The 26,278-nt window shown below is 43.7% G+C and carries 20 protein-coding genes; 14 read left to right on the top strand and 6 right to left on the bottom strand.

All coding sequences use genetic code 11. The features are described from left to right. Positions 1-57: 57 nt before the first annotated feature. On the bottom strand, positions 58-606 hold the full coding sequence (locus tag QUA78_RS20600; RefSeq protein ID WP_333301796.1) for an NUDIX hydrolase: 549 nt from the start codon (positions 604-606) through the stop codon (positions 58-60). A gap of 181 nt (positions 607-787) precedes the next feature. Further along, the gene (gene folK, locus QUA78_RS20595) at positions 788-1,276 is read right to left on the bottom strand and encodes a 2-amino-4-hydroxy-6-hydroxymethyldihydropteridine diphosphokinase (protein WP_333301770.1); all 489 of its coding nucleotides are present in this window, start codon (positions 1,274-1,276) and stop codon (positions 788-790) included. Between the two features lie 277 nt (positions 1,277-1,553). Here folK and QUA78_RS20590 point away from each other — a divergent pair, with 277 nt between their 5' ends. The 14 genes from QUA78_RS20590 (at position 1,554) to QUA78_RS20525 (ending at position 22,986) form a co-directional block, all read left to right on the top strand. Continuing rightward, positions 1,554-2,021, top strand: coding sequence for a hypothetical protein (locus QUA78_RS20590; protein ID WP_333301769.1), 468 nt, complete (start codon positions 1,554-1,556; stop codon positions 2,019-2,021). Positions 2,022-2,223: 202 nt separating this feature from the next. After that, on the top strand, positions 2,224-4,575 hold the full coding sequence (locus QUA78_RS20585; RefSeq protein WP_333301768.1) for a PhoX family phosphatase: 2,352 nt from the start codon (positions 2,224-2,226) through the stop codon (positions 4,573-4,575). A gap of 306 nt (positions 4,576-4,881) precedes the next feature. Next, complete coding sequence (locus QUA78_RS20580) at positions 4,882-5,697, top strand: LysM peptidoglycan-binding domain-containing protein (protein WP_333398997.1); 816 nt, start codon at positions 4,882-4,884, stop codon at positions 5,695-5,697. Between the two features lie 28 nt (positions 5,698-5,725). Beyond that, positions 5,726-6,091 carry a hypothetical protein gene (locus QUA78_RS20575; RefSeq protein ID WP_333301766.1) on the top strand — a complete coding sequence of 122 codons (366 nt, stop codon included), beginning with the start codon at positions 5,726-5,728 and terminating at the stop codon, positions 6,089-6,091. Between the two features lie 163 nt (positions 6,092-6,254). Further along, on the top strand, positions 6,255-6,737 hold the full coding sequence (locus QUA78_RS20570) for a CAP family protein (RefSeq protein ID WP_333301765.1): 483 nt from the start codon (positions 6,255-6,257) through the stop codon (positions 6,735-6,737). A gap of 111 nt (positions 6,738-6,848) precedes the next feature. Then, positions 6,849-7,928 carry a glycoside hydrolase family 64 protein gene (locus tag QUA78_RS20565; RefSeq protein WP_333301764.1) on the top strand — a complete coding sequence of 360 codons (1,080 nt, stop codon included), beginning with the start codon at positions 6,849-6,851 and terminating at the stop codon, positions 7,926-7,928. Between the two features lie 142 nt (positions 7,929-8,070). Continuing rightward, positions 8,071-8,403 (top strand): hypothetical protein, encoded by a 333-nt coding sequence (locus QUA78_RS20560; RefSeq protein WP_333301763.1) that lies wholly within the window; start codon positions 8,071-8,073, stop codon positions 8,401-8,403. A gap of 59 nt (positions 8,404-8,462) precedes the next feature. Continuing rightward, entirely contained in the window at positions 8,463-9,101 is a 639-nt protein-coding gene (locus tag QUA78_RS20555) for a carbohydrate-binding protein (protein ID WP_333301762.1), read from the top strand. 523 nt (positions 9,102-9,624) lie between these two features. After that, positions 9,625-10,791: a GTPase gene (locus QUA78_RS20550; RefSeq protein WP_333301761.1), complete on the top strand. Its 1,167-nt coding sequence runs from the start codon at positions 9,625-9,627 to the stop codon at positions 10,789-10,791. Between the two features lie 200 nt (positions 10,792-10,991). Continuing rightward, positions 10,992-12,272 (top strand): glycosyltransferase, encoded by a 1,281-nt coding sequence (locus QUA78_RS20545; RefSeq protein WP_333301760.1) that lies wholly within the window; start codon positions 10,992-10,994, stop codon positions 12,270-12,272. Between the two features lie 96 nt (positions 12,273-12,368). Continuing rightward, entirely contained in the window at positions 12,369-18,923 is a 6,555-nt protein-coding gene (locus QUA78_RS20540) for an AAA family ATPase (protein WP_333301759.1), read from the top strand. Then, a complete protein-coding gene (locus QUA78_RS20535; RefSeq protein ID WP_333301758.1) occupies positions 18,920-19,951 on the top strand; it encodes a response regulator in 1,032 nt (343 codons plus the stop codon). Before QUA78_RS20540 ends, QUA78_RS20535 begins: the two co-directional genes overlap by 4 nt. Before the next feature lie 85 nt (positions 19,952-20,036). Continuing rightward, the gene (locus QUA78_RS20530; RefSeq protein WP_333301795.1) at positions 20,037-20,666 is read left to right on the top strand and encodes a response regulator transcription factor; all 630 of its coding nucleotides are present in this window, start codon (positions 20,037-20,039) and stop codon (positions 20,664-20,666) included. A gap of 142 nt (positions 20,667-20,808) precedes the next feature. Beyond that, positions 20,809-22,986 (top strand): flotillin family protein, encoded by a 2,178-nt coding sequence (locus QUA78_RS20525; protein WP_333398996.1) that lies wholly within the window; start codon positions 20,809-20,811, stop codon positions 22,984-22,986. 96 nt (positions 22,987-23,082) lie between these two features. Here the strand turns inward: QUA78_RS20525 and QUA78_RS20520 are convergent, their stop codons facing one another. The 4 genes from QUA78_RS20520 to QUA78_RS20505 form a co-directional block, all read right to left on the bottom strand. After that, positions 23,083-23,445 carry a DUF5615 family PIN-like protein gene (locus QUA78_RS20520; protein WP_333307266.1) on the bottom strand — a complete coding sequence of 121 codons (363 nt, stop codon included), beginning with the start codon at positions 23,443-23,445 and terminating at the stop codon, positions 23,083-23,085. A 2-nt stretch (positions 23,446-23,447) separates the two neighbouring features. Then, positions 23,448-23,735 (bottom strand): DUF433 domain-containing protein, encoded by a 288-nt coding sequence (locus QUA78_RS20515; RefSeq protein ID WP_333307268.1) that lies wholly within the window; start codon positions 23,733-23,735, stop codon positions 23,448-23,450. Between the two features lie 438 nt (positions 23,736-24,173). Next, a complete protein-coding gene (locus tag QUA78_RS20510; protein ID WP_333398995.1) occupies positions 24,174-25,463 on the bottom strand; it encodes a serine/threonine-protein kinase in 1,290 nt (429 codons plus the stop codon). Positions 25,464-25,671: 208 nt separating this feature from the next. Further along, positions 25,672-26,088 (bottom strand): transcriptional regulator, encoded by a 417-nt coding sequence (locus QUA78_RS20505; RefSeq protein WP_333398994.1) that lies wholly within the window; start codon positions 26,086-26,088, stop codon positions 25,672-25,674. Between the last annotated feature and the right edge of the window lie 190 nt (positions 26,089-26,278).

Genomic DNA, 26,278 nt, shown 5'->3' with positions numbered 1-26,278 from the left:
CGAGGCGCACCTTACCGCTATTTCAACGATCTGTTATCTGTCACTCACATATCGGATTTACATCAAAAATGGACGTGCCAAGAAAAAGCTAGAAATCGATTTTGCATCAATTGGTTCCCCAGCTAAAATAGCTTTTTCTAATTCTTCAGGAGTGAATAGAACTGTTTCCATGTCTTCATCATCGTCTTGTGCTGGTGGCTTTTCCAGTTTTTCCAAATCTAGGGCTAAAAAAGCATAAATGATTTCGTCGGAATAACCGGGGGCGAGAAAAAATTGCCCTAAGTTCTGCCATTTTCCCGCGCGATATCCGGTTTCTTCTTCGATTTCGCGTTTAATAGTTTCGGCGGGATTTTCATTGATTTCTACCGTACCAGCGGGAAATTCTAAAATTCGCCCTTTTGTGGCAAAGCGGTATTGTCGCACCAAGACGAGTTTACCTTCGGGTGTGACGGGAACTGCAAGTGCTCCGCCCGGGTGGCGAATACATTCCCACTCGCCTTCGGAACCGTTGGGAAGGCGGAGGGTGGCTACGTCAAAGTTAAATTTCCGCCCTTGGTAAAATAGGCGCTGTTTGAGGAGTTGGGGTAGTTCTTGACCGATCGACATAAGCAAGAAGCGAATAATGTTAGAGTGCACTGATTTAAGACATCATAGGCGATCTCATAGGATTTTAGATTTTAGATTTTAGATTTTAGATTGGGAATGACTGATAACTATCACTGTTTCGAGCTTACCTACGGTTGCATTTTTTGGAAAACTGGTACGATCCCTGAACTGTGCTAAATTTTTACAGTGGTAATTTTTGCACTCCGGAACAGTCTGCGGTTTGCAGGAGTTGGGCGATCGCACTTTTCGTCACCGGATGCACCCAATCCGGGGCAATTTCTGCTAAAGGTACTAATACAAAAGCTCTTTCGGTCATCCGGGGATGAGGTAGAGTCAGTGTCGGAGTTTCTAGGATTAAATTGTCGTACAGCAGCAAATCTAGGTCGAGGGTTCTCGGCCCCCATTTTTCTTGGCGAATTCGATTAAATTTTCTCTCAATTTCTAATAAATTTGCTAGCAATTGTTCGGGTTCTAGTGCAACTTCTAGGATGGCACAGGCGTTGATGTAATCGGGTTGGGGCGGCCCGACGGGGGCGGTTTGATACCAGCTTGAATGGGATTTTACTGCGATTTCTGGGGTGTTGTTGAGGGTTGCGATCGCGCTTTTGAGTGTGGCGAGGGAGTCGCCTAAGTTGCTACCAAGGGCGATCGCGCATTTTGTTAATTTCATTGAAGGAAGAAGGTTCGGCAACGGATTGTGTAACGGATGTAACGGATTTAAAGAAAAAGGGAAGAGTAACGCGGGGCGGGTTTATCGATATCCTTTGATACCTCAAAGGATATCGATAAACCCGCCCATACAAGTTGTATTTTTACTAAAATCCCCCCTAATGCCTGCATTTTTGGCGCATTCTAATAACACAAAATATTATTTTAATTTAAGCTTAACAGTCTGTTAAATTTTATTAACTATCATTGACAAGTGTTAGTATTTAGTTTCAAACATAATGAATTTGTACCTACGCTTATTGTCAGCCGTCATTCTAGCAATTATCAGTTTAACAGCAAGTACATCGATAGGTTTGGCTGAAACAAAAGAGCGCTACCTTACCTTAGATTCGGACGGCAGTCAATCTTTTGCGAGTTTAGTGCAGCAGGCGGAAGATTTAGCGAAAGAGTCGATCGCCCGCGAGTTTGAAGCAAATCCGGCATTAACAGAAGTTACAGTCATCATTACAGCCGATCGCAGCCGACAAAGAGTTCCGGTTTTGCGATCGAGAGTATCCCGCCGCGACTGGCACAAAGATGCGAGAATCGAACAGTGGACTAGATATTTTGCCGATGCTAAATTGCTGCTGGGATTCAGAAACGGCAATACTTCTGCCGCAATTTCTGGGTCTTCGCAAGTGATTAACGTACCTGCGCCCAGCCGATCGACATCCAGACAAAACGATCCGGGTTTTCGAGATGATTGAAATCGGGCATCGGGCATGGGGCATCGGGCTTTGGGAATTGGTAGCAAACAACAAATAACAAACAACAAACAACCAATAACCAATTATTAACCCAAATATAATTCCACTTTAATTAACCTTCAGGTTAACTCCTCTTAATTTAACAGTGATAGAGTTTCATACGGAATCATCAGATTAGAGATGTTGGGTTGAAAAGGAATTTATGTCTAAAATAACTCGCCGACAACTGTTAATTTTCTTCGGCAGCAGTGCAGCTACCACTGCGCTTGCCCCTCAACTAACTAAAACACTATTCGGCATCAATTCCACCTCGGCGGAAGCTGTTGTCAGGCCGCTATCTTTCACTCCGTTAAGACTTCCTCACCCGCTGCCAGTTTATCAAGAATTGTCCAGCTTCATACCGACGGGCCTAAACGGACAGGGCACCGTAATGGCCGCCTCCCAGAATACTAAATTAACCAGCTACAGCGTTGTTGACGATGTGGTTGTGCCGCCGGAATACGAACGGTACGTGATTCTCCGCTGGGGCGATCGAGTTTTTCCCGATCCGGCAGACTATTTCGGCTACAACAACGACTACACGGGCTTTGTAGGCATTCGCGGCAGCAGTGACGACGGCTATCTCTGGGTTAACCACGAGTACGTATCCTTCCCGATGTCGAAAGTGGCACCGGAAGCGCCGACAGATGTGGCATCATTTCCAGCGAGCGATCGCGCCGTCCTCGGTATAGACTTATCCGTAAAAAATCGGGCTACCATCGGCGAATTTCTCTACAATCTCGGTGGTTCGATCGTCCGCATTACCAAACAAGCTGATGGACGCTTTGGGGCGATCGCCCGCGACTCCCTCAACCGCCGTATCCACGGACTTTCCGGCCTCGCAATCAACAGCCAGCGTACCGACAAATACAAAGATGTGACTTCCTGGGGAACCAGACAAGGCGACAATAACTATCTCACAGGCACAGGCCCCGCAGCCACCCAAGTCTTCGCGCAAGTCAACAGCGACGGACTCGGAAACCGCATCATCGGCACAGCCTACAACTGTTCCGGCGGCACAACCCCTTGGGGCACAATCCTCTCCGCCGAAGAAAATTTCCAGGGTAGCGAACTATTCTTCGTGGGAGTTCAAGAAAACATCAAACCCAACGGCGGCCAAACTGGCTACGCCAAGGGCACTACGGGTGAGGAATTCGGCTTAGTCGGCGAAAAATACGGCTGGATGGTAGAAGTCGATCCCCTAGACCCGAATTTCCGCCCCCGGAAGCACACTTCTTTAGGCCGTTTCCGCCACGAAAACGTCGCCATTCGCGCCGAAACTGGACGCAAGTTAGTAGTGTACATGGGGGACGATCGGCGCGGCGGACACACCTGGAAATTTGTCAGCAGCGGTACTGTCACAAATCCCGCAGATAAAAGCAACAGCCGCTTGTTTGAAGACGGCACTTTGTACGTTGCCCAATACAACCGTAACGGTGCGGGAAGATGGCTGCCGCTGGCATTAAATAGCCCCACAAATCCAGTGAGTCCTTCTAAAGTTGGCGAAGCGGAATTAGCCAGTTTTGGCAAAGCTCAAAGAGATGCGAATACTCGCTTCCCCAAACGCGCCGGAATTGCAGGTCAAACCGAAGACGGCGGTTCTTTTGTGATGGATACAACTAATGAAGCAACAGCACTTCCTGGCTACAAAAATAAAAGTCTTGCTAATTTCTACACCAGCCAAGGTGCGGTTTTAGTTGATGCTTTTCATGCCGCTAATTTGATTGGCGGTACTCCGACGGCCCGGCCTGAAGATTTGGAAATTAATCTTACTACTAAGGAAGTTTTTATTTCCTATACTGACGGCGCACCGGGTAGCGACGGTTATCCAGATTCTCGGATTTTTACTGTTGCTAAATACACTGCCGCCCTCAACAGCACTCAGCAGTCTGGAGGAATTTACAAAATAATTGAAGATAGTTCCGACGGTGCGGGTTTGACTTTCCGCTGGCAGCGTTTTGCTCAAGGTGGAGAAGCGGGTTCGGTAGCTGGGGCGGGATTTGCTAGTGTAGACAATTTGGTTTTTGACACTCAAGGTAATATTTGGGGCGTCACTGATATGTCTACGAGCACGCACAACGGTTTTGATGTCGGTGCGGCGGCGAAACAAGCGACGATCGACCACAAGAAGACTGGAAATGTGTCAGAGTTTACTGGTGTTTTCGGCAACAATTGGCTGTTTTACATTCCGACTTCCGGCCCGAATGCAGGAACAGTAATTCCGTTTGCTTACGGCCCGAACCGGTGCGAAATGACGGGGCCGACTTTTGTGGGGGATACGCTGTTGCTTTCGGTGCAGCATCCTGGGGAAGATTGTCCGATCGATGATGGTACGGTTCTCAGTCGGCAAATTGAAATGTTGGATTTAAACGGTGCTGTTTTTAATCAGACTCGTAGTGTTTCTCGCGGCAGTTTGTGGCCGAGCAATATTGAGAACGATCGGCGTCGTTCGCCGATGCCGTCGGTGATTGGAATTCGCCGCGTGCGATCGACCACAACGGGTCAGTTTGTTTAAAGCGATCGGCTAAATTGCACGCCATATTTGTAGGGACACGGCATTGCCGTGTCCTTACTTTTCAGCGATATCTGTAGGGACACGGCAATGCCGTGTCCTTACTTTTGAGCATCGGTATTACTTCGTTTGGCGCGACACCTAGCCAAAAGTTCAGGTTATTTCCTCCACTTGGGGTCAGCTTATTGCTGACCTTTTTTGCAGGCTGAAAACTCAACTATGAGTTAGCACCTTCCTTGGGTTTATTCCCCTAAAGTGGTTTTACAGAGCAAAGGCCAGCAGAAATAGTCTAGAGGCTGGTTGGTTACTTTGAAAATTGCAACACCTATTCAGTGGAGGTCGTTTATGGCTTGTGCAGTCGGTAGCTCCTACATAGTAAAGGCTGGAGATACACTTTATAAAATTGCCGAGGAACAATTGGGTGATGGTAATCGTTGGCCTGAAATTAAAAAACCCGATGGCAATTCATTGACAGACAATGATGCTAGCAATTTGCAAGCCGATCGGGAAATATGTATTCCTGGCTCTACCCCTCCCTCTCCGTCACCCGGTGGTAAGGGAAATTTGCAAAATATGCTAGAAGCACTTGGAGCATTTGAATCAGGCTTACCATCAGGAGATCCCAATCAGTACAAGGTTGAAAACTCACTGGGTTTCATGGGTAAGTATCAATTTGGAGAACCCCCGCTGATCGATCTAGGTTACTACAGAGCAGATGTTTTCTATGGAAATGGTGCTGACAAGAATTATTGGCAGGGTACTTGGACAGGAAAGAGGGGCGTTAATAGTCAAGAACAATTCAAGAATTCTCCTGATGTTCAAGAAGCAGCAATTCGTGAGGCTTTTAACCAAAACTGGCAGCGGGTTAATAGTGCGCTTGGGGAGCAAGGACAGTCCGTAAATAATTACCTTGGTCAGACCAAGGCATTTATGGATAATGGGGTGTCCAAAACCATCACGATTTCCCTTTCTGGCATTCTAGCGGGAGCACACTTGCGCGGCCCCTATGGAGTGGCTAAACTTCTCTTGAATAACGAAGTCAGTCATGATGAATTTGGCACATCTATTCTCCGTTACATCGAAGAATACGGGGATTACAATGTGACACCAGCAGATTTTTCGTAACACATTTGAACTTCAGGAGATAACCACTATGCCTTGGGAATTGGGTGCAAGTTTGAATATTGATGTAGATGTACTTGGGATTGGTCAAGCAATTGCATCTGGTGTTAGCGCTAATCAAAACCGTGAGGGATTTGTAAAAAATCTAATGGAGACCACCTTCTATTCTGCTAAAGAGCAGTACAATGTGATGGTTTTCAATTTGAGCCAAGAGTACGAGGATCGATTCAACAATGTTAAGCTGTATGGCTCTGCTAATTATGGCGATGTTGTTTACGGAATCTGGGTTTTTGAAGATGGTGAGTTAACTAACAAAGGTGATGGTGGATACATCAATTGGGCTTTTAGAGGTTGGTTTGATAGAGATGGCAGTCATGTAAAGTTCAGAAAACCTTGACTGGATTCTGGTTTGCGAGTGAATATCACCTTCTAAAGACAAAGAAGAATGGCTTTGACGATCGATCGCGAATAGGTGCTAGTGCAATTGCTCTTTGCCTTAGATTAGGTCGATCCTAGCTCAGAGTAGGTGACTGATTGCAGTTTATTTGACGAGAAAAATCATGACTAACTTATCTTCTATCAATGGCGCTCCATCTGCGACAACAAATCAAGACTCAATGGCTGAAGAAATTCTTAATGCTCATAATCAATATCGGGCAGAAGTGGGTGTTCCACCACTCAAGTGGTCTGATACTTTAGCCAGTCATGCTCAGGAGTGGGCAGACTACCTTGCTTCCTTGGGAGGAACCTTGCAACATAGCCAGAACACAGGTGAAGGTGAAAACCTCTGGATGGGATCATCTGGCTACTTTAGTTATACTCAAATGATTGAGACTTTTGGAAACGAAAAGCAGTATTTTATCGGTGGTATATTCCCCGATGTTAGCTCTACTGGAAAGTGGCAAGATGTTGGTCACTATACCCAGGTTGTCTGGAGGGACACGACAGAAGTTGGTTGTGCGATCGCTAGCGCCAATGGCAATGATATCTTGGTTTGCCGTTACAGCCCTCCAGCAAACTTTCAAGGGCAACCAGCTTTCTAACGATAATTACATATAGAGTTGACTCTAGCTCTTGAATGGAAAAGCTTTTCGGTCGGAATGTTTAGCTTTTCCCCTAATTCTACAAACTCGCTTCTTGATAAGGAGAACATTATGAAATTTTCATTCACCAATAACACTGGAGGAAAATATTCCTCTGACCAGATTTACTTTGTCATCATCGGCAAAAATTCTACAGGTCAATTTTGTCATGTAGACAAAGATGGTAATTTAGTCCCCTGCAATGATAGCGATAACGATGCGCCCGGTCATCTGACCAAACATCAACAAAACTGGTGCAATTATTTGCATACAGTTAGTGAAGTTCCCGAAATACAAGTTCCTAAAATCGATTCTGGTAGGGCATATATTAGTCTCGGATCACCAGTTTATCTTAAAATTGTCAACAATGGATATGGTTTTGTTGGCCCAAATCCGGCTAATTCATCTGACCCGAATGTAGACGTTTATTTTGATTGGCTAGAATTTACCCTAGACGATGCTGGTTTTCACGGTAATACCACTCAGGTAGATCAATTTGGTTTCCCAATGACCATCGAGTTGACAGCACCGGATGGAGTTTCTCAAAAACGAGGAATAACCGAATCAAGAAGTGCTTTGTTTAACGACTACATGACAAGTGTTCCCATCGAATTTCAAGCTCTGGCTGAGACAGCATACAGAATTATAGCGCCTTTTAAAGGCGATTTCGGTAGTGGCAAAAAATACGAAACATACTTCGATAGCTACATTGCTGAAATGTGGCAATATTATTCGTCAAACGAACTGGTTTTTAGGACACATGAAGGAACTTTTACTAGCAAGGTAGAAAATAATATTTTTGCCTTTACAAAGGATGGGGATGTCAATACAATGTATACGATAGACTATCCCACATCTTCCCAAGTTTTTGAGTGTGCGGGGGTATTTGCGAAAGGCGATGCCACTGCAAAGGTCATTCAATCTCAAGTTAGCGCTATGCTCAACAGGCACATATTAGGCAATCCAGAAAATCGGTATACTCCTGAGAAGTATTATCAAAATGCTCCGGCTAATTACTATGCAGAATTCTGGCATCGTCACAGCATTGATAACAAAGCTTATGGATTTCCATTTGATGATGTATGCGAACAAAGTACCTTGATTGAAGAGCAGAATCCTGAAGAACTGAAGGTAGCTATAAGCTGGAATTGAGCGAATTATTACTTTGGTTTTATTCGTCATACTACCCAATAGTTTACTATCATATTGGCTTTTTTAGCTAATTATTTTACTAATATTTTCCACCAAGGTTTGATTGTAAAGACTAGCAAAAAAAGCTGCGAAGGGAGGTTTTATGGGATTATTAAGAGACCGCAAATATGCCAATGTTGCTTCAAATTTGATTGAACTGAATTTATCACCTGTTTTGTTTGCTCGAAATAAGATAGAAATTCTGTCTCTTTTTATCAAAGGTTTTTTTGAGGTAGAATTGCTTGTCAATAATTGCTCTATCAAAAAAGAGAAAATTAATCTGGGAACTTACAAGGTAAAAGGTATCGGTAGAGATCGGTGTTCTAACAATAGCTTGACAGTTATTGTCACCGTTAATGTCAATCCCTTCAAATGGGAAAGCTTTGAATATAAATTAGAAGTAAATGGGCAGGAGTATGACTTAATTGATAAGTGATATTTATGAGTTATTGCTCTTACTATTTATTGATGTTCGCTAACAGGAGTTGTTTTTTTATGTCAAAGAATGGTTTTCCAATTAAAAGACGGAAATTTCTGACAATATCTGTCAGCGCTGGCATTGGCTTGGCAATTCCTTCTTTAATACATTCCCACGAAGACGATCGAGCAGAAGCAGCTGTTTTAGTGCTTGGTGTAATAGCGGCGCTATCAATGAGTTTGCCTGCACTATCAAATCTCTGTGGTGTCGCTCAATCAATTCTTGAAAAAAAACTAGAAGAAGTCAAACAGGAGTATGGAATTACAGCGAACAACAACAGGGGTTCAATAATAGCTATCACACCTCGACAGCATCTAGACTATTCTACAGAAAAGGCAATAATTTCAAATTATTTCTTGGAGAGTTCTGTTGGGAAAAACCTGTTAGAGCAGCCAACAAATATCGCTAATGTTCCACCAGAAAAATGGACTCAACAACAAGCTGAAGCTTATATCAATGGGTCGTTTGGCCAAAAAGTAAATCAATCGGCAAGCCCTAAACTGAAACTTTGGGCGCTGAATGCGTACTATAAAGTAGGCGAGGAAATAGCATTTCAGGACAAGAAATACAAATGCAGACAGTCTCATACGGTTCATGCAGAGAACTGGATTCCACCGCATACTCAAGCCTTGTGGGAATTAATCCCTTCTCAATAGCAGAACGCTGAGCTTGTAGGTTGGGTTTCCTTACGTCAACCCAGCCTCTTTTTCCGCATCAAAGCCAAGCTAAACGCAGCGTTATCTTGAGAAAGGCGGCTTTGGGGCGAAGTAGTCTTTTTGAAACAATTGAGTGTTCCTAAACGGCGAAGTGCAAAGAGGAAAGTGCTAACCCAAGAGTCGTACAAAAAAGAGCGATCGCATCCTAGCAACAAGCGATCGCCCCAAAACTTCCTCCTTCACAACAGTAAGCTGTAGCCAAGACGAGCGATCGCCCCCGTTTACTCTAAAACAACTCCTGAAATTACGGATCGGTAATTCCTTTCATCCCTCCTTCAGCCAAGCCTTTGCCTGCCTGTAGTTTAGGGCGATACCTAACCAAAAGTTTAGGTTGCTTCCCCCACTTAGGTGTAGCTTATGCCAGATCTTTTGTATGGGCTGAAAACTCAACTATGAGTTAGACCCTTTCTTGGGTTGATCCCCGTACAGTAGTTTTATAGAACTCAAATTCAACGAGGTTGGTATGGTAAACGATGTATCTACTGCATACGATCCTGCTTGGGATGACAACAGTTTTTTCACCAAGGTAGAAATCTTGACTGAACAAGCGTCTCCTGATTTCTCTAAAACATTGAATATGGCTTTTATTGGCAAAGTTAGTTCAGGTAAAAGTTCATTAATTAATGCCTTTTTAAAGAGAGATAGGGTAAATATTCTCGCAGCAGTAGGTGCGAAGTCAGGCGTTACGACTAAGCTAAAAATTTTACAATTGAATGAGCATTTCCGACTTATAGATTCACCAGGTCTTGATGATGTTCGTTCTGAAAATACCCAAGTTACAAAAGAATTTCTAGAACACATTGATGTAGGGGTATTAGTTGTTACTGGATCTTCCGATGGAACCCAAAAAAAATACATTGACGATCTTCGCGCAAGCTGTAGTCGTATATTTGTAGTTCTGAACAAGATCGATCAGTGGGATAGGAATACTCCATCTACTTTAGAAGGTATCAAAGAGCAATGGAAGACGGATCTTCATATTGACGAAATCTATCCAGTCTGTGCGTTTGGTTACGATCCCGAAACTAAATCTAATGAGGCACTAGATGTACGAGGTGTGGATGAACTTAGAATAGACATAGAGAGTTTTTTGCAGGGACAGGGAAAGGATCTTTTATTTGCCCGACAGATGGCTGAGAAACAATCCTATGCAATTAAGATAATAGCCAGTGCCTTAGTCGCTGTTTCGGGTCAAGTTTTTATTCCGGGCAGCGCGGCTTTTATTGTAGCAACCCAAGCTTCTGCAATTGCTTCGCTTTACTATATTTACAATGGCAAAGCACTTGCTCCTAAAGCTGCTATTGCCTTGCTATCTTCTTTTGCATCTGAGGCAATTTCTTCTAATATTTTTCTGTTCGTACAGTCTTTCATACCTCCAACAGGACTTCTTGATATCCCCGCCGTCATCGCCGCGATAACTACTACAGTTGCCATGCTAGCGACTGTGAATAATTTCCTAGCAACTGGGGCTAAACTTGAAGAAAAGCAGCGTCTTCAAGAGGCATTCAGAAAAAATAAGGCACAAGCGACGAAAGAGTTTTTCTTCAACATCGATCTTGAAAAGTTAAGGAATCCTGACTATATACGAGAGACAGTTAAAAGATTCATCATGGGTCAGGCAATCGCTTAAATTAGAGTGTAATTAACTTGGCTGGCCAGAGGTACTTCATGAGTAGCATCTTATAGTTTACTTGCCGATCGCACTAACAATAACCCCAATGCAGTGCGATCGCCGAGCGTAGGGCGGATTGCTAGCGATCTCCCAACACAAACCACTGATACCGCCGATTAAATGCTAAAAAAGGTTAAACTCACACGGAGCCTTGACTCATGACCCACTTTGGCCTCCTCTGTCCGGCAGCCACCGGCCACCTCAACCCGATGACAACATTAGGCTGCGAACTGCTTCGCCGAGGCCATCGAGTCACGGTATTTGGCTTGCTCGATGCTAAAGCCACAACCTTCTTCAGCGGCTTAGAATTCCAGCCATTAGCTGAAAATGAATTTCCCGCAGGCTCAATGGCAGAAGGGTTGGGCCAACTGGGGAAACTCAGCGGACTGACAGCCTTTCGATATACTATCAAAACATTCACCCAAATTTGGGCTGCTCTTCTGACAGAGGCTCCAATTGCCATTCAAAAAGCCGGTGTAGAAGCTTTACTCGTAGACCAACTTTCATTTGAAGGAGGAACAATTGCAGAATCTCTTAACCTTCCTTTCATTACAGTATGCAGTGCCTTGATGGTAAATCGAGACCCCAACATTCCTCCGTTTTGTACTTCTTGGCAATACAATCCAACTTTAGCAAACCGCCTACGCAATCAAGTCACTTATCAGTTACTAAATCTGGCTGTCAAACCAATTCGAGATGTTATTGCCCAATATCGCGAAGAGTGGAAATTACCTTTGTACTCTAACCCGAATGATGGTTACTCTAAACTGGCTCAACTCAGCCAGCAGCCGGCTGAATTTGAGTTTCCCAGACAAAATTTACCCCCGCATTTCCATTTCACTGGCCCTTATCACAACCAAGCAACTCGCAAACCAGTACCTTTTCCCTTTGAACAATTAACTGGCAAACCATTGATTTATGCCTCGATGGGAACTGTGCAAAATCGCTTGTTGGATGTTTTTCAAACGATCGCCTCTGCTTGTGAAGGATTAGACTCCCAATTGGTAATATCTCTCGGCGCAGGTGCGACTCCTGAATCTTTGCCTTCATTGCCTGGAAATCCGATCGTTGTTGGCTATGCACCGCAATTAGAACTGCTCCAAAAAGCCGCTCTCACAATTACTCACGCCGGGATGAATACAACCTTGGAATCTTTGAGTAATGGAGTACCGATGGTAGCAATTCCTGTGGCGAATGACCAGCCTGGAGTGGCAGCGCGGATTGCTTATACGGGTGTTGGCAAAGTGGTTGCTTTGAAGGAATTGAGCGTTTCTAAAGTCCGATCGGCAATTGAGAAAGTCCTAACCCAAGAGTCGTATAAACAAAGGGCGATCGAGATGCAAGGGGCGATCGGGCGATCGGGAGGAGTCAAGAAAGCCGCTGATATTATCGAACAGGTTGTATTGACTGGGAAGCCTGTCTTGGCTTCTAAAATCTAAAATCTAAGATGTGGAGTCAAATCTAAAATCTAAAATCTAAAATCTAAAATCGACTGATGGCTCACGCACCTCTGGTGTGAGGAGCAAATTTATGCTATGTTCTACGCCACAGTTGACAGCGGTATGAATATGCTGACTCTTCCCGGCGTTGAAGTCACAGAGCTCATCTACGAAAGCGCAAACTCCCTGGTTTACCGAGGATTCCGACAACCCGACAGTCTCCCCGTCGTCCTCAAAGTCCTTAAAGAAAATTATCCCACACCCCAAGAACTCGCCCGCTATCGCACAGAGTATAAAATTACACAATCTCTGAATCTGAGTGGCTGTATAAAAGCCTATGATTTGCAGCCATATCAAAACACGCTGGTGATGTTTGTCGAGGATTTTGGTGGCGAATCCTTGAAAATTTGGATGCAGCAGCAAAAATTTAGTATTGAAGAATTCTTGCGAATTGCGATCGCCACCACAGAAAGTTTACAACAAATTCACAGCGCCCACATCATTCACAAAGACATTAACCCTTCAAATATTGTCTTCAATCCAGCTAGCGGACAACTCAAAATTATCGATTTTGGCATTTCCACGCAGTTGACGCTGGAGAATTCTACCCTAAAAAATCCCAACATTTTAGAGGGAACTCTTGCTTATATGTCGCCGGAACAAACCGGCAGAATGAACCGCAGTTTAGATTACCGCACGGATTTTTATTCCCTGGGCGCTACCTTTTACGAACTGCTGACAAACAAATTGCCTTTTGACACTCAGGATGTGCTGGAATTGGTACACAGTCATCTCGCTCAACAGCCGTTATCTCCATCTCAGGTGAATCCCAAAATTCCGCAAATTGTTTCCGATATTGTGATGAAGTTGATGGGGAAAAATGCTGAGGAGCGCTATCAAAGTGCGATCGGAATAAAAGCCGATTTAGTAGAATGTTTAAACCAACTGCAAAGCCATAACAATATATCAGTTTTTACCCTAGGGAGTCAAGATATTTCTAACCGTTTTCAAATTCCACAAAAACTTTATGGCAGAGAGCGAGAAATTGATAGCTTGCTGACAGCTTTTGAACGAGTCAGCGGACATAGCAAAGATGCCACAAGCAGTCACAGGCAAGATGCCTGTGCCACAAGCAGTCACAGGCAAGATGCCTGTGCCACAAGTTCAATGATGCTAATTTCGGGATATTCTGGTATCGGCAAATCAGCTTTGGTGCAAGAATTATACAAACCGATTACTCAACAGCGCGGTTATTTTATCTCCGGCAAATTTGACCAATATCAGCGCAATATTCCCTACAGCGCCATTGTCAATGCTTTTCAGGATTTAGCCAAACAACTGTTGACAGAAAGCGAAGCGCAACTTAAAGAATGGCGGGAAAAATTATTAGACGCATTGGGAATCAACGGTCAAGTCATGATTGATGTAATTCCTGAAATTGAATTAATTATCGGCAAGCAACCCGCGCCGCCAGAATTGGGTGCGGCAGAAGCGGAAAACCGCTTTAATTTTGTGTTTCAAAACTTCATTAAAGTTTTTACCAAACCGGAACATCCACTGACAATATTTATCGATGATTTGCAGTGGGCTGACGGGGCATCTCTGAAACTGATGCAACTACTGATGAGCGCTTCTGCTACGGGATTGTTTTTAATTGGAGCGTATCGGGATAACGAAGTTTATGCGGCTCATCCATTAATGTTAACAATTGCAGAGATTGTCGAAACAGGGGCAAAGGTCGATCGCATTTTCCTGTCACCTTTGGATTTAGCCTCTGTTACTCAACTGATTTCTGATGCCCTGAATTGCCCGGAAGCAAGAGTCAACTCCCTAGCCGAGTTAGTGTTTTTCAAAACTGGCGGGAATCCTTTCTTTATGAATGAATTTCTCAAATCGCTTTATACAGAAGGACTGTTACAATTTGATTGTACCCCCCTCATCCCCCCTTACCAAGAGGGGACAAAAGACTTAATTCCCCCTTACCAAGGGGGGACAAAGGGGGGTTGGAAATGGGATTTAGAGGAAATTAAAGCGAGGGGATTCACTGATAATGTTGTCGAGTTGATGGCTGGAAAAATTCAAAAACTGTCAGATAATACGCAGGAAACATTAAAGATAGCAGCCTGCATTGGCAATCAATTTGAACTAAAAATCCTAGCCTCAATTCGACAAAAATCAGTGGGACAAACAGCGGATGATTTGTACGCAGCCGTTGCTGAAAATTTTGTCGTGTTGCTGGGGAATATGGGAGATGTGGAATTAGAAATTGCAGGTAAATTACCCAGTACCCAATCCCTAGAATACAAATTTGTCCATGACAGAATTCAGCAAGCGGCTTATTCTTTAATCCCCGATACCCAAAAACCCGCTACCCATTATCAAATCGGAAAAATACTGCTACAAAAAACTTCGCCAGAAGCTAGAGAAGATGCCATTTTTGGAATCATCAATCAATTAAATTATGGAACAGCTTTAATTACCTCACAAACAGAGCGAGATGAATTAGCCCAACTCAATCTGATTGCCTGTCGCAAAGCCAGAAGTGCTAACGCCTATCAAGCGGGTCGTGAATACGCTAGCACAGGACTATCAATGCTGGGAGAAAATGCTTGGGATAGACAATATAAAATGACTCTATCATTCCATAACTTAGCGGCGGAATTGGCTTTGCTGTCTGGTGACTTTGATGCAATGGAACAGGTCATTGAGAAGGTCATTGCCCACGCACGATCGTTACTAGAACAGGTCAATGTTTACCGAATTAGAATTCAGTCAATTATTTTCCGAAATAACTTGAGTAAAGCTCTTGTCATTGCTCAACAATTCTTGCAACAGTTGGGTGCGATCTTTCCTGACACACCTACACGGCATGATATTCAACAGGGAATTGCAGAGGTGGAAGAACTGATTGGAAACCGAGAAATCGAAGATTTAGTTCACCTGCCTCAGATGACGGATAGCGAAAAAATTGCCATTGTGCAAGTTGCCACTAGCATCCTGTCCGTGACTTACTTATGTGGTTCTCCTTTATTTGCATTATTAGTTTCCCTGTTAGTCAAGCTATCCATTCAATACGGAAATACATCGGCTTCAGCCTTATGTTATATATACTATAGCGTTCTTGCCTGTAATTTTTTGAAAGATGTGGATACAGGAGTAAGATTTGGTCAGTTGGCACAAAAGGTCGTCTCCCAAATGGATGCCAAAGTTTTCAAACCGCAGGTTTTGCTGACAGGGCAACTAATCATTTCACACCGCCAATCCCACCTCAAAGAAACATTAAAACTTCTGCAAGAGAGCTATACAATTGCTCGAGAAGTTGGAAATCATGAAACAGCAGGATATGCTGGAAATAAGTTCTGTTCTAATTCTTTTTGGTGTGGTGAGTCCCTGGTTACATTGGAGCAGGAAACCCGTGCCTACTATAATAGTTTGATGCAATTGAACCAAATGGCAACAGCTAATGGGTGTCGGCTTCTTTGGCAATTTATCTCAAATTTACTGGGAACTGCGGGGCAGCCTAATACGCTATCTGGGGAACCTTTCCGCGAATCTGAATCCCTACCCCGATGGTTATCTACCCATAATCTGCTTCAGGTGTATATATTCTATTTATTTAAGCTGATGCTTTGCTACCTGTTTGGGGAGAATGCATCAGCAAAAAGCCATGCCGTTGCGTGCAGATGCTATTTAATCGGTATTATTGGAATGCCTAGTGAACCTCCGTTTTATTTCTATGATTCTTTGATCCTTTTAGCACAGTTGAGTCCAGAATCAGAAGATATATCAGAAGCATTAGAGCAGGTGGAACAAAATCAAACAGAACTGCAACAGCACTGGGCAAAATATGCCCCTATGAATCATCAGCATAAGGTGGATTTAGTAGCAGCCGAAAAATGTCGGGTTTTGGGACATAAATTAGAAGCAATAGACTATTACGATCGAGCCATTCAAGGAGCCAAAGAAAATGAATACATCCAGGAAGCCGCCCTTGCTTACGAACTAGCAGCTAAGTTTTATTTATCGATAGGTAAAGAACTAACAGCTAAAGCTTATATGCAGGAAGCTCGTTATTACTATCAACTCTGGGGTGCGGCGGCTAAAGTCAAAGATTTAGAAACGCGATATCCGCAGTTATTGACGATCGATCGATCCACCAATAAAGCCACTTCAACCACTACATCAACTACGGGCAGCCGTTCTAGTTCTTCCTTGGATATCGCTACATTCATGAAAGCTTCCGAGGCAATTTCTGGCGAAATTGTACAGGATAAACTACTCGCCAGATTGATGAAGATTTTGATTGAAAATGTCGGCGCTCAAAAAGGCTATTTAATTTTAGAAAGTTACGGTCAATTGCTGATTGAAGCGGAAGGTGTAATGAATGATGAACGGATAAGAGTGTTGCAGTCAGAACCAGTGCAAAATTGCCAGGAACTTTCCGAAGCTATTATCAATTATGTCGCTAGAACCAAAGAAAATTTAGTTTTAAATGATGCTGCTCGTGAAGGTAACTTTACGAATGACCCTTACATCAAAGCACGTCAGCCCAAGTCTATTTTGTGTGCTGCTTTGATGAATCAAGGTCAACTGGCTGCTATTGTTTATCTCGAAAATAACCTCACCGCACAAGCTTTTACGCCCGATCGCCTGGAAGTTTTGCAATTATTATCGGGACAAGCCGCGATCGCACTTACTAATGCTAAACTCTACGCGGAAGTAAAAGAACGCGAAAATCGGCTGACTCAATTTATCAATGCTATGCCCATCGGGGTAGCCGTGCATGACACCACCGGACAAATTACCTACGCAAATCAGACAGCACATCAACTAAGTGCTATTCCTAGAATACCCGAAGCAAATACTGAGAAATTAGCAGAAGCTTGTCAACTTTATCTCGCGGGAACTAACGAGTTATATCCCACCGCACAAATGCCAATCGTGCGTTCTTTGGCGGGTGAAACGGTCAAAGTAGATGATATCGAGTTCCACCGACCTGATAAGATTGTTTCTTTAGAGGTTTCTAGCACTCCAATTGTTGACGAAACAGGTAAAATTAATTATGCGATCGCCACATTTCAAGACATTACCGATCGCAAACAAGCCGAAAAAGTTTTAGCGGATTACAACCGCACTTTAGAACAGCAAGTGAGCGATCGCACTCTCGAACTTCAGCGGGAAATTATCGAGAGAAAACGAGCCGAAGACGCAGCACAAGAAGCCAACCGAGCTAAAAGTACATTCCTCGCAAATATGAGCCACGAATTGCGGACTCCCCTCAATGCAATTCTGGGTTTCTCCCAACTGCTGAATCGTTCTTATAACCTATTGCAAGAACAGCAAGAACACCTGAATATTATAACCCGCAGCGGAGAACATTTGCTCGGACTGATTAACCAAGTATTAGATTTGTCCAAAATAGAAGCTGGACGCGCGACGCTCAACCAGACAAATTTTGACCTCCACCGCCTGCTGGACGACATCGAAAATATGTTCCAACTTCCGGCAGAAAATAAGGGATTGCAGTTATTAGTAGAGCGGATGCCAGACCTTCCCCAATATGTGCGAACTGATGAAATAAAATTGCGCCAAATCTTGATTAACCTGCTTTCTAACGCGATTAAATTCACATCCGAAGGCGGGATTCATGTAAGAATTAACAAGCCGGATTTTGCTCAGCAAATCAGATTTGAAATTGAAGACACTGGAGATGGAATAGATGCTAGTGAATTAGACAAGATATTTGAAGCTTTTGTTCAAACCAAAACCGGGGAAGAATCGCAACAAGGAACAGGATTAGGTTTAACGATCGCACGTTCTTTTGTAGACTTAATGGGCGGTGAAATGACAGTCAGTTCTCGTGCCGGAGGCGGTACTATTTTCAAATTTGACATTAAAGTTAATTCAGTAGAAAGTGCCGATCGCCAACGGGAACAGCCCACCAGACGAGTTATAGCGATCGCACCCAATCAACCCCGCTATCGAATTCTCATTGCAGACGACGCTTTTGACCACCGCCAACTGCTAGTTAAACTACTTTCTGCGATCGGTTTTGAGGTTTACGAAGCCAAAAATGGGAGAGAAGCAATAGAAAAGTGGGAGCAATATTCGCCGCACTTAATCTTTATGGATATGCGGATGCCGGTGATGGATGGGTATGAAGCAACCAAACAAATTAAAGCCAAAGCATCATCAAGCTCCCCCCTTGTTAACGGCGGCGGGGGTATCGAAAGTCAAGCAACAGCAATTATTGCCATAACAGCAAGTAGTTTTGATGAAGAGAAAGCCATTGTTCTTTCTACCGGGTGCGGTGATTTTATTCGCAAACCATTTAGAGAAGCAAACATATTTGATGCTCTGCACAAACATATCGGGGTGGAATTCGTTTTTGAAGAACTAAATGCTGCGCCCAGTTTTACAGAAAATGAAATAAATGTATTGACAAAAACCGCTTTTTCTGAATTGCCTCCGGAGTTAGTAGCCAATCTCCAGCAAGCCATTAGCAATCTCGATTTGGAACAGATGCAAACAGTCATCAGTCAAATTCGCGAAATCAATCAGCCCTTAGCTAGGGCGAGCGCAGCTTGCATTAAAAATTTTCAGTACGAACAGTTGCTAAATTTAATACACACATTAAGGGATGAGACATGAAGAAAAACCTCAGTTTTACCCGGGAAGAAAGTATTTTAGTTATTGATGATTGTCCTGAGAACTTAAAACTTTTAAGCGGGATACTATCGGGCGCTGGGTATAAAGTTCACCTAGCTCCCAGTGGGAAATTAGCTCTTAACTTTATCGATTCCAACTTGCCCGACTTAATTTTACTGGATATTATGATGCCTCACATGGATGGCTACGAAGTCTGCGAGCAGCTCAAATCTACTCCGAAAACTAAAAATATCCCAATAATTTTTATCAGCGCTTTGCAAGAAATTTTTGATAAAGTTAAAGCATTTTCTGTGGGAGGAATAGACTACATTACCAAACCTTTTCAACAACAAGAAGTTTTAGTTCGCGTTGAAAATCAATTGCGTCTGAGAAGGATGTCTAAACAACTCATAGACCAAAATATTCTCGAAGAGCGCAACCGCATGGCGCGGGAAATTCACGACACTTTAGCGCAAACTTTTGCAGGCATTATCATACATTTGGGAGCCGCAGAACGGGTAATAGCAGCCAATCCAGAACAAGCACAAGTACACATGAAAACAGTCTGCGAACTGGCTCGATCTGGCCTTGCTGAAGCGCGGCGATCCGTAGAATCTTTGCGCTCGCAACTGTTAGAAGATGGCGACTTGTATAGCGCTCTCAACCAAATTGCTAAACAAATGTCATCAGATACTGATACGCGCACTATTTTTGAAGTAGTTGGCACGGCATATTCCCTACCATTAGAGGTAGAAAATAATCTGTTGCGGATCGGACAGGAAGCATTAACAAATGCTTTCAAATATGCCAAAGCTACAGCGATCAAAATTGAGTTGGTTTACGCGACATCCAAGTTCCTTTTGCGGGTGCAAGATAACGGAGAGGGATTTGATACGGAAAGTATCTGTTTTAGTAATGGCTTTGGTTTATTGGGAATGAGAGAACGCGCCGATCGCATTAACGCGCAGCTAACTGTAAACAGCCGCCCCGGAAACGGAACAGAAGTTATAGTTGCAGTTAATCGCCAGTAAAGTAAGGTGCACATTTCGCACCATACATAGTAAGTTTGTAGTGAGATTTTCAGTTTTTTTTGATAAAATTAACAGGGGAAACATGATTAACCAATCAAATATTATTCGCATTTTAATTGCCGACGATCATTATATTGTGCGGCAAGGTTTAGTTGCCTTGCTGGAGCAGGAATCAGATGTTAAAGTTGTGGCGCAAGCAAGCAACGGCCAAGAAGCTGTGACAATGTTCCGCCAACATCAGCCCGATGTAACGCTGATGGATTGGCGGATGCCGGTGATGGATGGAGTCGCCGCCATTGCTGCGATTTGTGCGGAGTTTCCCAGCGCCCGGATTGTGGTGCTGACGACTTATGACGGCGATGAAAACATCTATCGCGGATTGCAAGCGGGTGCTAAGGGCTATCTGCTTAAGGATGCGGAACCCGAGGAGCTTTTAGCAGCAATTCGGGCTGTTTTTGAGGGTAAAAAGTACATTCCGCTGGCAGTGGGTGTTAAGTTAGCCGATCGCCTGAGTGGGCCTGAATTGAGCGATCGCGAATTAGAAGTCATCCGCCTCATAGTCGCTGGTAAAAGCAACAACGAGATTAGTGAAGTTTTGCACATTAGCGAAAGCACCGTTAAGTTTCACATCAACAATATTTTGAGCAAAATGGGAGTTAGCGATCGCACGCAGGCCGCGATTTCCGCCTTAAAACGGGGGATTGTCAGCCTGTAATTTAATGAGCAGTATTTTTTTTACTGATAAATATGACTATTATGACTGGAAATAATGATAAATAAGACCTTAAGTTTTATGTAAAAACTTTTTAGTAAGGCTAAGCTGGAACTCCTAGGACAAATTAGCCCTGATCAAAAAAATGCTTTATTCATTTTTGTCCAAATCTCAAGTCAAAGTCCGCTTTTTAAAACAGTTTGCAGCCGCTGTTTCGGCGTCTTTAGCTCTTAGTGCAACAACCAGTTTGAAACCCTCGCCAGTATTAGCTACTAGCAATATCCCCCTCGCAAATCAAACCTCGACTCAGTTAGCCACAAAACCTGATTCTAGCTTGCAGCTAGGGCAGTTACGCAGCACTGTTCCCGTGCAGACAATGCAGCTCGATCCGGGCGGATTTATCCCGATCGCGATCGGCGGTATGATAATTATTCTGGTGCTGCCATTATTTTTTGGCGGATTGGTAGTAATTGGCGATCGCGAAGTCGGAATTGTCAGTAAAAAGTTTAGCTTCGGCGGCAAATCTTTACCCCCCGGAGATTTAATTGCCTTAAACGGAGAAGCTGGATATCAAGCTGATACTTTGCCCCCCGGTTGGCACTGGGGTTATTGGCCTTTGCAGTACAACGTTCGCAAAGAGTCTCTAACTGTAGTTCCCCAAGGTGAAATTGCTCTCATTATCGCAGCAGGTGGTCACTCCATTCCGCCGCAGCGCATCCTCGGAAAAATCACAGAATGTGACAATTTTCAAGATGCTCGCAAATTCCTCCTTGGGGGCGGCGAAAAAGGTAGGCAACTCGGCATCGTGACTGGCGGTAGCTATCGAATTAATACAGCATTATTTACAGTAATTACAGCAACAAACGCTACCAAACACGGGATGACAGCCGAACAGTTAAAGCTGTACACAATTGCCCCAGATAAAGTGGGAATTGTCACAACTTTTGACGGCGTTCCGATTCAAGATGGCGAAATTGCTGGCCCGATTATTCCGAATCACGACAACTTCCAAAACGCGCAAAAATTTATCACCGCTGGCGGGCGGCGCGGTTTGCAGGAACAGGTTTTGCTTTCCGGTTCGTGGAACTTAAATCCTTGGTTTGTCGGGGTAGATCAAGTGGCGATGACCGAAATCCCGATCGGCTATGTCGGCGCGGTTATTTCTTATGTCGGCAAAACCTCGGAAGATGTGAGCGGTGCTGCTTTCACTCACGGAAATTTAGTAAATGTCGGCAATAAAGGGGTTTGGGTAACTCCCCTTTATCCCGGGAAACATCCGCTGAATACGCGCATTTTGAAAGTAGAGTTAGTGCCGACCACGAATATTGTCTTGAATTGGTCTGGTAAAACAGAACGGCACAGTTACGATTCTCAACTTTCGTCTTTAACCGTGCGTTCTCAAGACGGCTTTGCCTTTGATTTAGAAGTAGCTCAGATTATTCACGTTGGAGCTTTGGATGCTCCGAAAGTGATTTCTCGCGTCGGTTCGATGCAGAATTTAGTAGACCACGTTTTGCAGCCGACAATTGGGAATTATTTCCGCAATTCGGCTCAAGCTTATTCTGTATTAGATTTTCTCTCGGCAAGAAGCGGCAGGCAAGCGGAAGCAGCAGAGTATATCAAAGCAGCTTTGCGAACCTACGACGTGCAGGCAATTGATACTTTAATCGGGGATATTTTGCCACCGGCAGAGTTGATGCAAACTCAAACAGATCGCAAAATTGCTGAGGAACAGTGCAAGACTTATGAGGTGCAGCAATTAGCACAAACTCAGCGGCAACAATTGGTGCGGGAAACCGCGCTGGCTGAGATTCAACAAGAGATGGTGAAATCGGAACAAGGCGTGAAGATTTCTGAGTTGAAAGCGAATTCTCAGGTTAAACAAGCTCAAGGCGAAGCTGAGTCGATTCGGGTGAAGGGAAATGCTCAAGCTGAAGCTTATCGCGCGGGTGTTGTAGCTTTGGGAGGTTCCGGTTATACGGCTTTGCAGTTAATGCAAATTATAGGCGATCGCAACGTGCGAGTTGTGCCGGATGTTGCGGTAACAGGCAACGGTAGCGGTGGCGGTTTGGTTGATGGTTTGCTGGGAATGATGATGTGGAATCAAACGAGCAAGAATGGAGAAAATGGAGGAGAATTACCTGTAGTTAAGTTACAGCAATCCGAGCCGACTGTTTTGGAATCTGCGACAAAGTTACCAGTAGCAAAAGTCCATTCAGCAAAGCCGCCGGCATCTCGCGCTAATTCGCCTGTTGCGAATTCTGAGCCTGATAGTGATTCGCGGTTTGATGAATTGCCGTTTGACGATCGATCTTTTAGTTAGGCTGTGCAGTTTGTAGAATAGAATACTCAGATACCCTGACTTCTTAAAGAAGTCAGGGTATCTAATTATCTCTATGGATGCTGACAAGAATTATTGCTAGTCCATATAATTTCCCAGAAACTCTTGCTGAGCGATCATCTCTTCTGCTGACTTTGTAGAAATTAACCTCAAAAATCCTCGCAATTGTTCCCCAATCGAATAACTTTGTCGGCCCATTACAATTCCTGAATGTTCCTGACCTTGTTCCATATAAATTTTATGCAAGCGACAAAAGTCTCCCACATTCAAAGTATAGATAACTCGCCCTTGGGCAGTTGCCCATATTAATTGCTCTTCATCAGTGCAACTGAGATTATTAGCTTCAGCAGTGGTAGCTACATCAATACCTGCATTTCGGAGCGCTTTTACTAAAGAGCGTTCCAGAATATCCTCATCTAAATATAAACGAATTTGGCTCAAGATTAACTCCCCGCTTTGTGTTCATTTCCTAAGCGATCGCACTCAGCTTCTTCAGCAGCAATATCAGCATCAATTTGCTCTTTATTGGCGTAGTAGTAAGCTAATGCTGCATGAACTTGTGCTAAATTTAAGTGGGGAATTTCTGCAATAATTTCTTCTGGTTTCATCCCCATTTTGTACCAAACGGCGATTCGTTGAACTGTTATTCTAGTTCCTGCTATGCGGGGGCGATTTCCACAGGTTTCTGCTGTGGAAATGATGAGAGTGCCAATATCAGTTAAAGTTGGCATAGGTGAATCTGGGGTTAAAAATTAGAAGTTAAGTATAGCATAAATTATTAATATTTTCGACGCGCTGCGACTAGAGAAACCGGGTTTTTGGCCGAATCTGCGCGTGAAAGCGAAGTATTTTTGTCAAAAACCCGGTTTCTGATCTCATGCGTAAGTCCTCCAGGTTTCTCGACTTTAGAGTAGATTAGGAGTGATGCACTGACCAAAGAAACCGGGTTTTTACCGAATCTGCTGACTACAACCAAATATTTCCTAAAAAACCCGGTTTCTGAGCCCCAAACAGTTTGTGTTGGCCAATTGCTATCACCCGAATTTCGCGAGTCTGTTGTTTGAAGAGTAAACCCCCGCGTAGCAGGTAATGAAATGACCAAAAGCCGATAACTTAGTAGAAAAAGGTTCTCAAAAAAAGACTTGACAAAGGGCTGAAATCGCTATAGATTACAGCTTACAGCTCTTGAGGCGAGAGAAGAACCATTCCCTCCTCCCCGCCACACCAATCCACACCCCCGGGAGGTGGCCCTTTGGTGCTTGTTTATTAAATGTTAGGTCACTTTTGTTCAACCAACTGAATCCTTTTCTCCAGCCCACACGATCGGCAAGCTTGCATTCCGTCTCATAATCAACTTTACCACCAACTTCCAACCAGATTTTTTTCTGGACGCTAAAACCAAAGTGACCCTGACTGTATTTTACCCACAATTGGTCGATAGTCCGCAAATCATCGCAAGGAAAATTCTCGATCGAGTTGTTATCGAACCAACCTTCCTTCTCCCGTCTCGCAGCTTTCAGCATCACCTTGAGTGTTTCCCCATCCGCCTCTTTCCACTTCCCGGCCGCCAATAAATCCCGCAGACGAGTATAGTCAACACCCATCGCTGATTTAAGCTGTACCGAAACACCGGCAACTGTTGACGGAATTGGTTCCAGGAGATAACTCAACCAATCTTGCATCGACTGCGGCCGTTTTTGCGGAGCGGATGCCATCCCTTTTTCTATTGCTAAACTCACCCAATCCTTCACTCCAAAATTTTTCGCAGGTGGCAATACTTCATTTCTATAATGCCGATTGAGGGAAGCTGTTGGCACTTTTCCAGTTACCGCATAATATAAAGATGCAGCTAAAGCATAAATATCAACCGTTGGTTTACCGCTACCTTCGATATGCTGTTCCCAAGGAGCAAAAGCAGGGTTATGAGGATGTCTGCTACTAATAATAGTTGGCATTAATTCACTTGCAAGACCAAAATCAATTAATACTGCTTGCCCGTTCGGACGCAACATAATATTACCTGGATGGGCATCTCGATGGACAATTCCGGCTTGGTGAACATCACTTAATGCTTCTCCAATTTGGCGGATAATTGCCACTGCTTCTGTATCCGGGAGTCGCCCCTTTTGCTGTACGGCATTAAATAAACTTTGCCCGACGATTAAATCCATTACCAAACAGTGAAAGCCTGCTTCCTCAAACAAATCGCTAATACGAACAATTCCAGGATGCGCGTTTTGGCAAAATTTGGCTAAGATTTGCCCTTCGCGGATAAATCTGCGAACAAAGTTGGGATATTCTGGGTCATTTTGCAAACTTAGATTCGGCGTTTTGAGGACAACTTGATAGTTAAGTTGCAAGTGTGTGGCCTTGTAAGTCATACCAAATCCCCCCATTCCCAGGATGGTGTCAATGCGGTAGGGGCGAGTTTTGAGGATTTGTCCGGGCGTCCACAGCATAGCAGGTTGTTTAAATTCTTTTTAGTTGCTAATTATGATAAACTGTCTCGCCTTTAAAAAGCAATGAAAAGGAAGCCTTCTCAGGATTTACGCACTCCGATTAAAGAAACCGGGTTGTTAGAAAATATCTCGGTGACAATGCGTCTTACCGTAAAAACCCGGTTTCTGGACTAAAGTCCTTACTACAAACAAAAATATGTTTTTCAATTCAAGCAGTTGTTTTAACTGGATGCAGCGGAAAGAAAACAGCCGGAGAGACGCAGAAAAACTCTGCAAGTTTTTGTATGTGTTCGGTCGTAAGTTGGCGCTTTTCACGGAGGATGTCAGAGACAATAGACTCGGTTTTAAAAATAGGAACTAGGTCTTTTTCTCTGAGTTCAAATTCTTCTATTAAAGCCTTTAACAGTTCTACTCCGTAAATGTCAGGTATGGGTTCTAAAGTTTGCTCGTACTCATAAACAAGGGTTCCCAGTACGTTGAGGTAGTCGCGTTCGTCGGGAGTCAGTTCGCCTTTATCCAACAAAGAGTCGATCGCTTCTTGAGTTGCCATTAACTCCTCCTCAGCAGTTATGGATCGGGGAGGAAATGTTTTCAGTAGTTCGATATAAGCGCTAGAGTTGTTCATGTGAGTATCCTCTATTGAGAAAGTAATATTTTATCATTTTAGTTGAGTAATTTGATTGTTTAACCTCAAATCAACGCCGATTTACGCGGATAGAATTTAGTTATTTATCCCTCATAAGCTGTTAAACATCTAAACTGCATTAACTAAGTTGCCTTTATTTTTTATCTTTCGGTTCCATTTCATAATTAGT

The organism is Microcoleus sp. K4-B3 (assembly GCF_036704615.1).
Classification (GTDB): Bacteria; Cyanobacteriota; Cyanobacteriia; order Cyanobacteriales; family Microcoleaceae; genus Microcoleus.
Note: the sequence above shows the minus strand (reverse complement) of the source record. Positions and strands in the feature narration are given on the sequence as shown.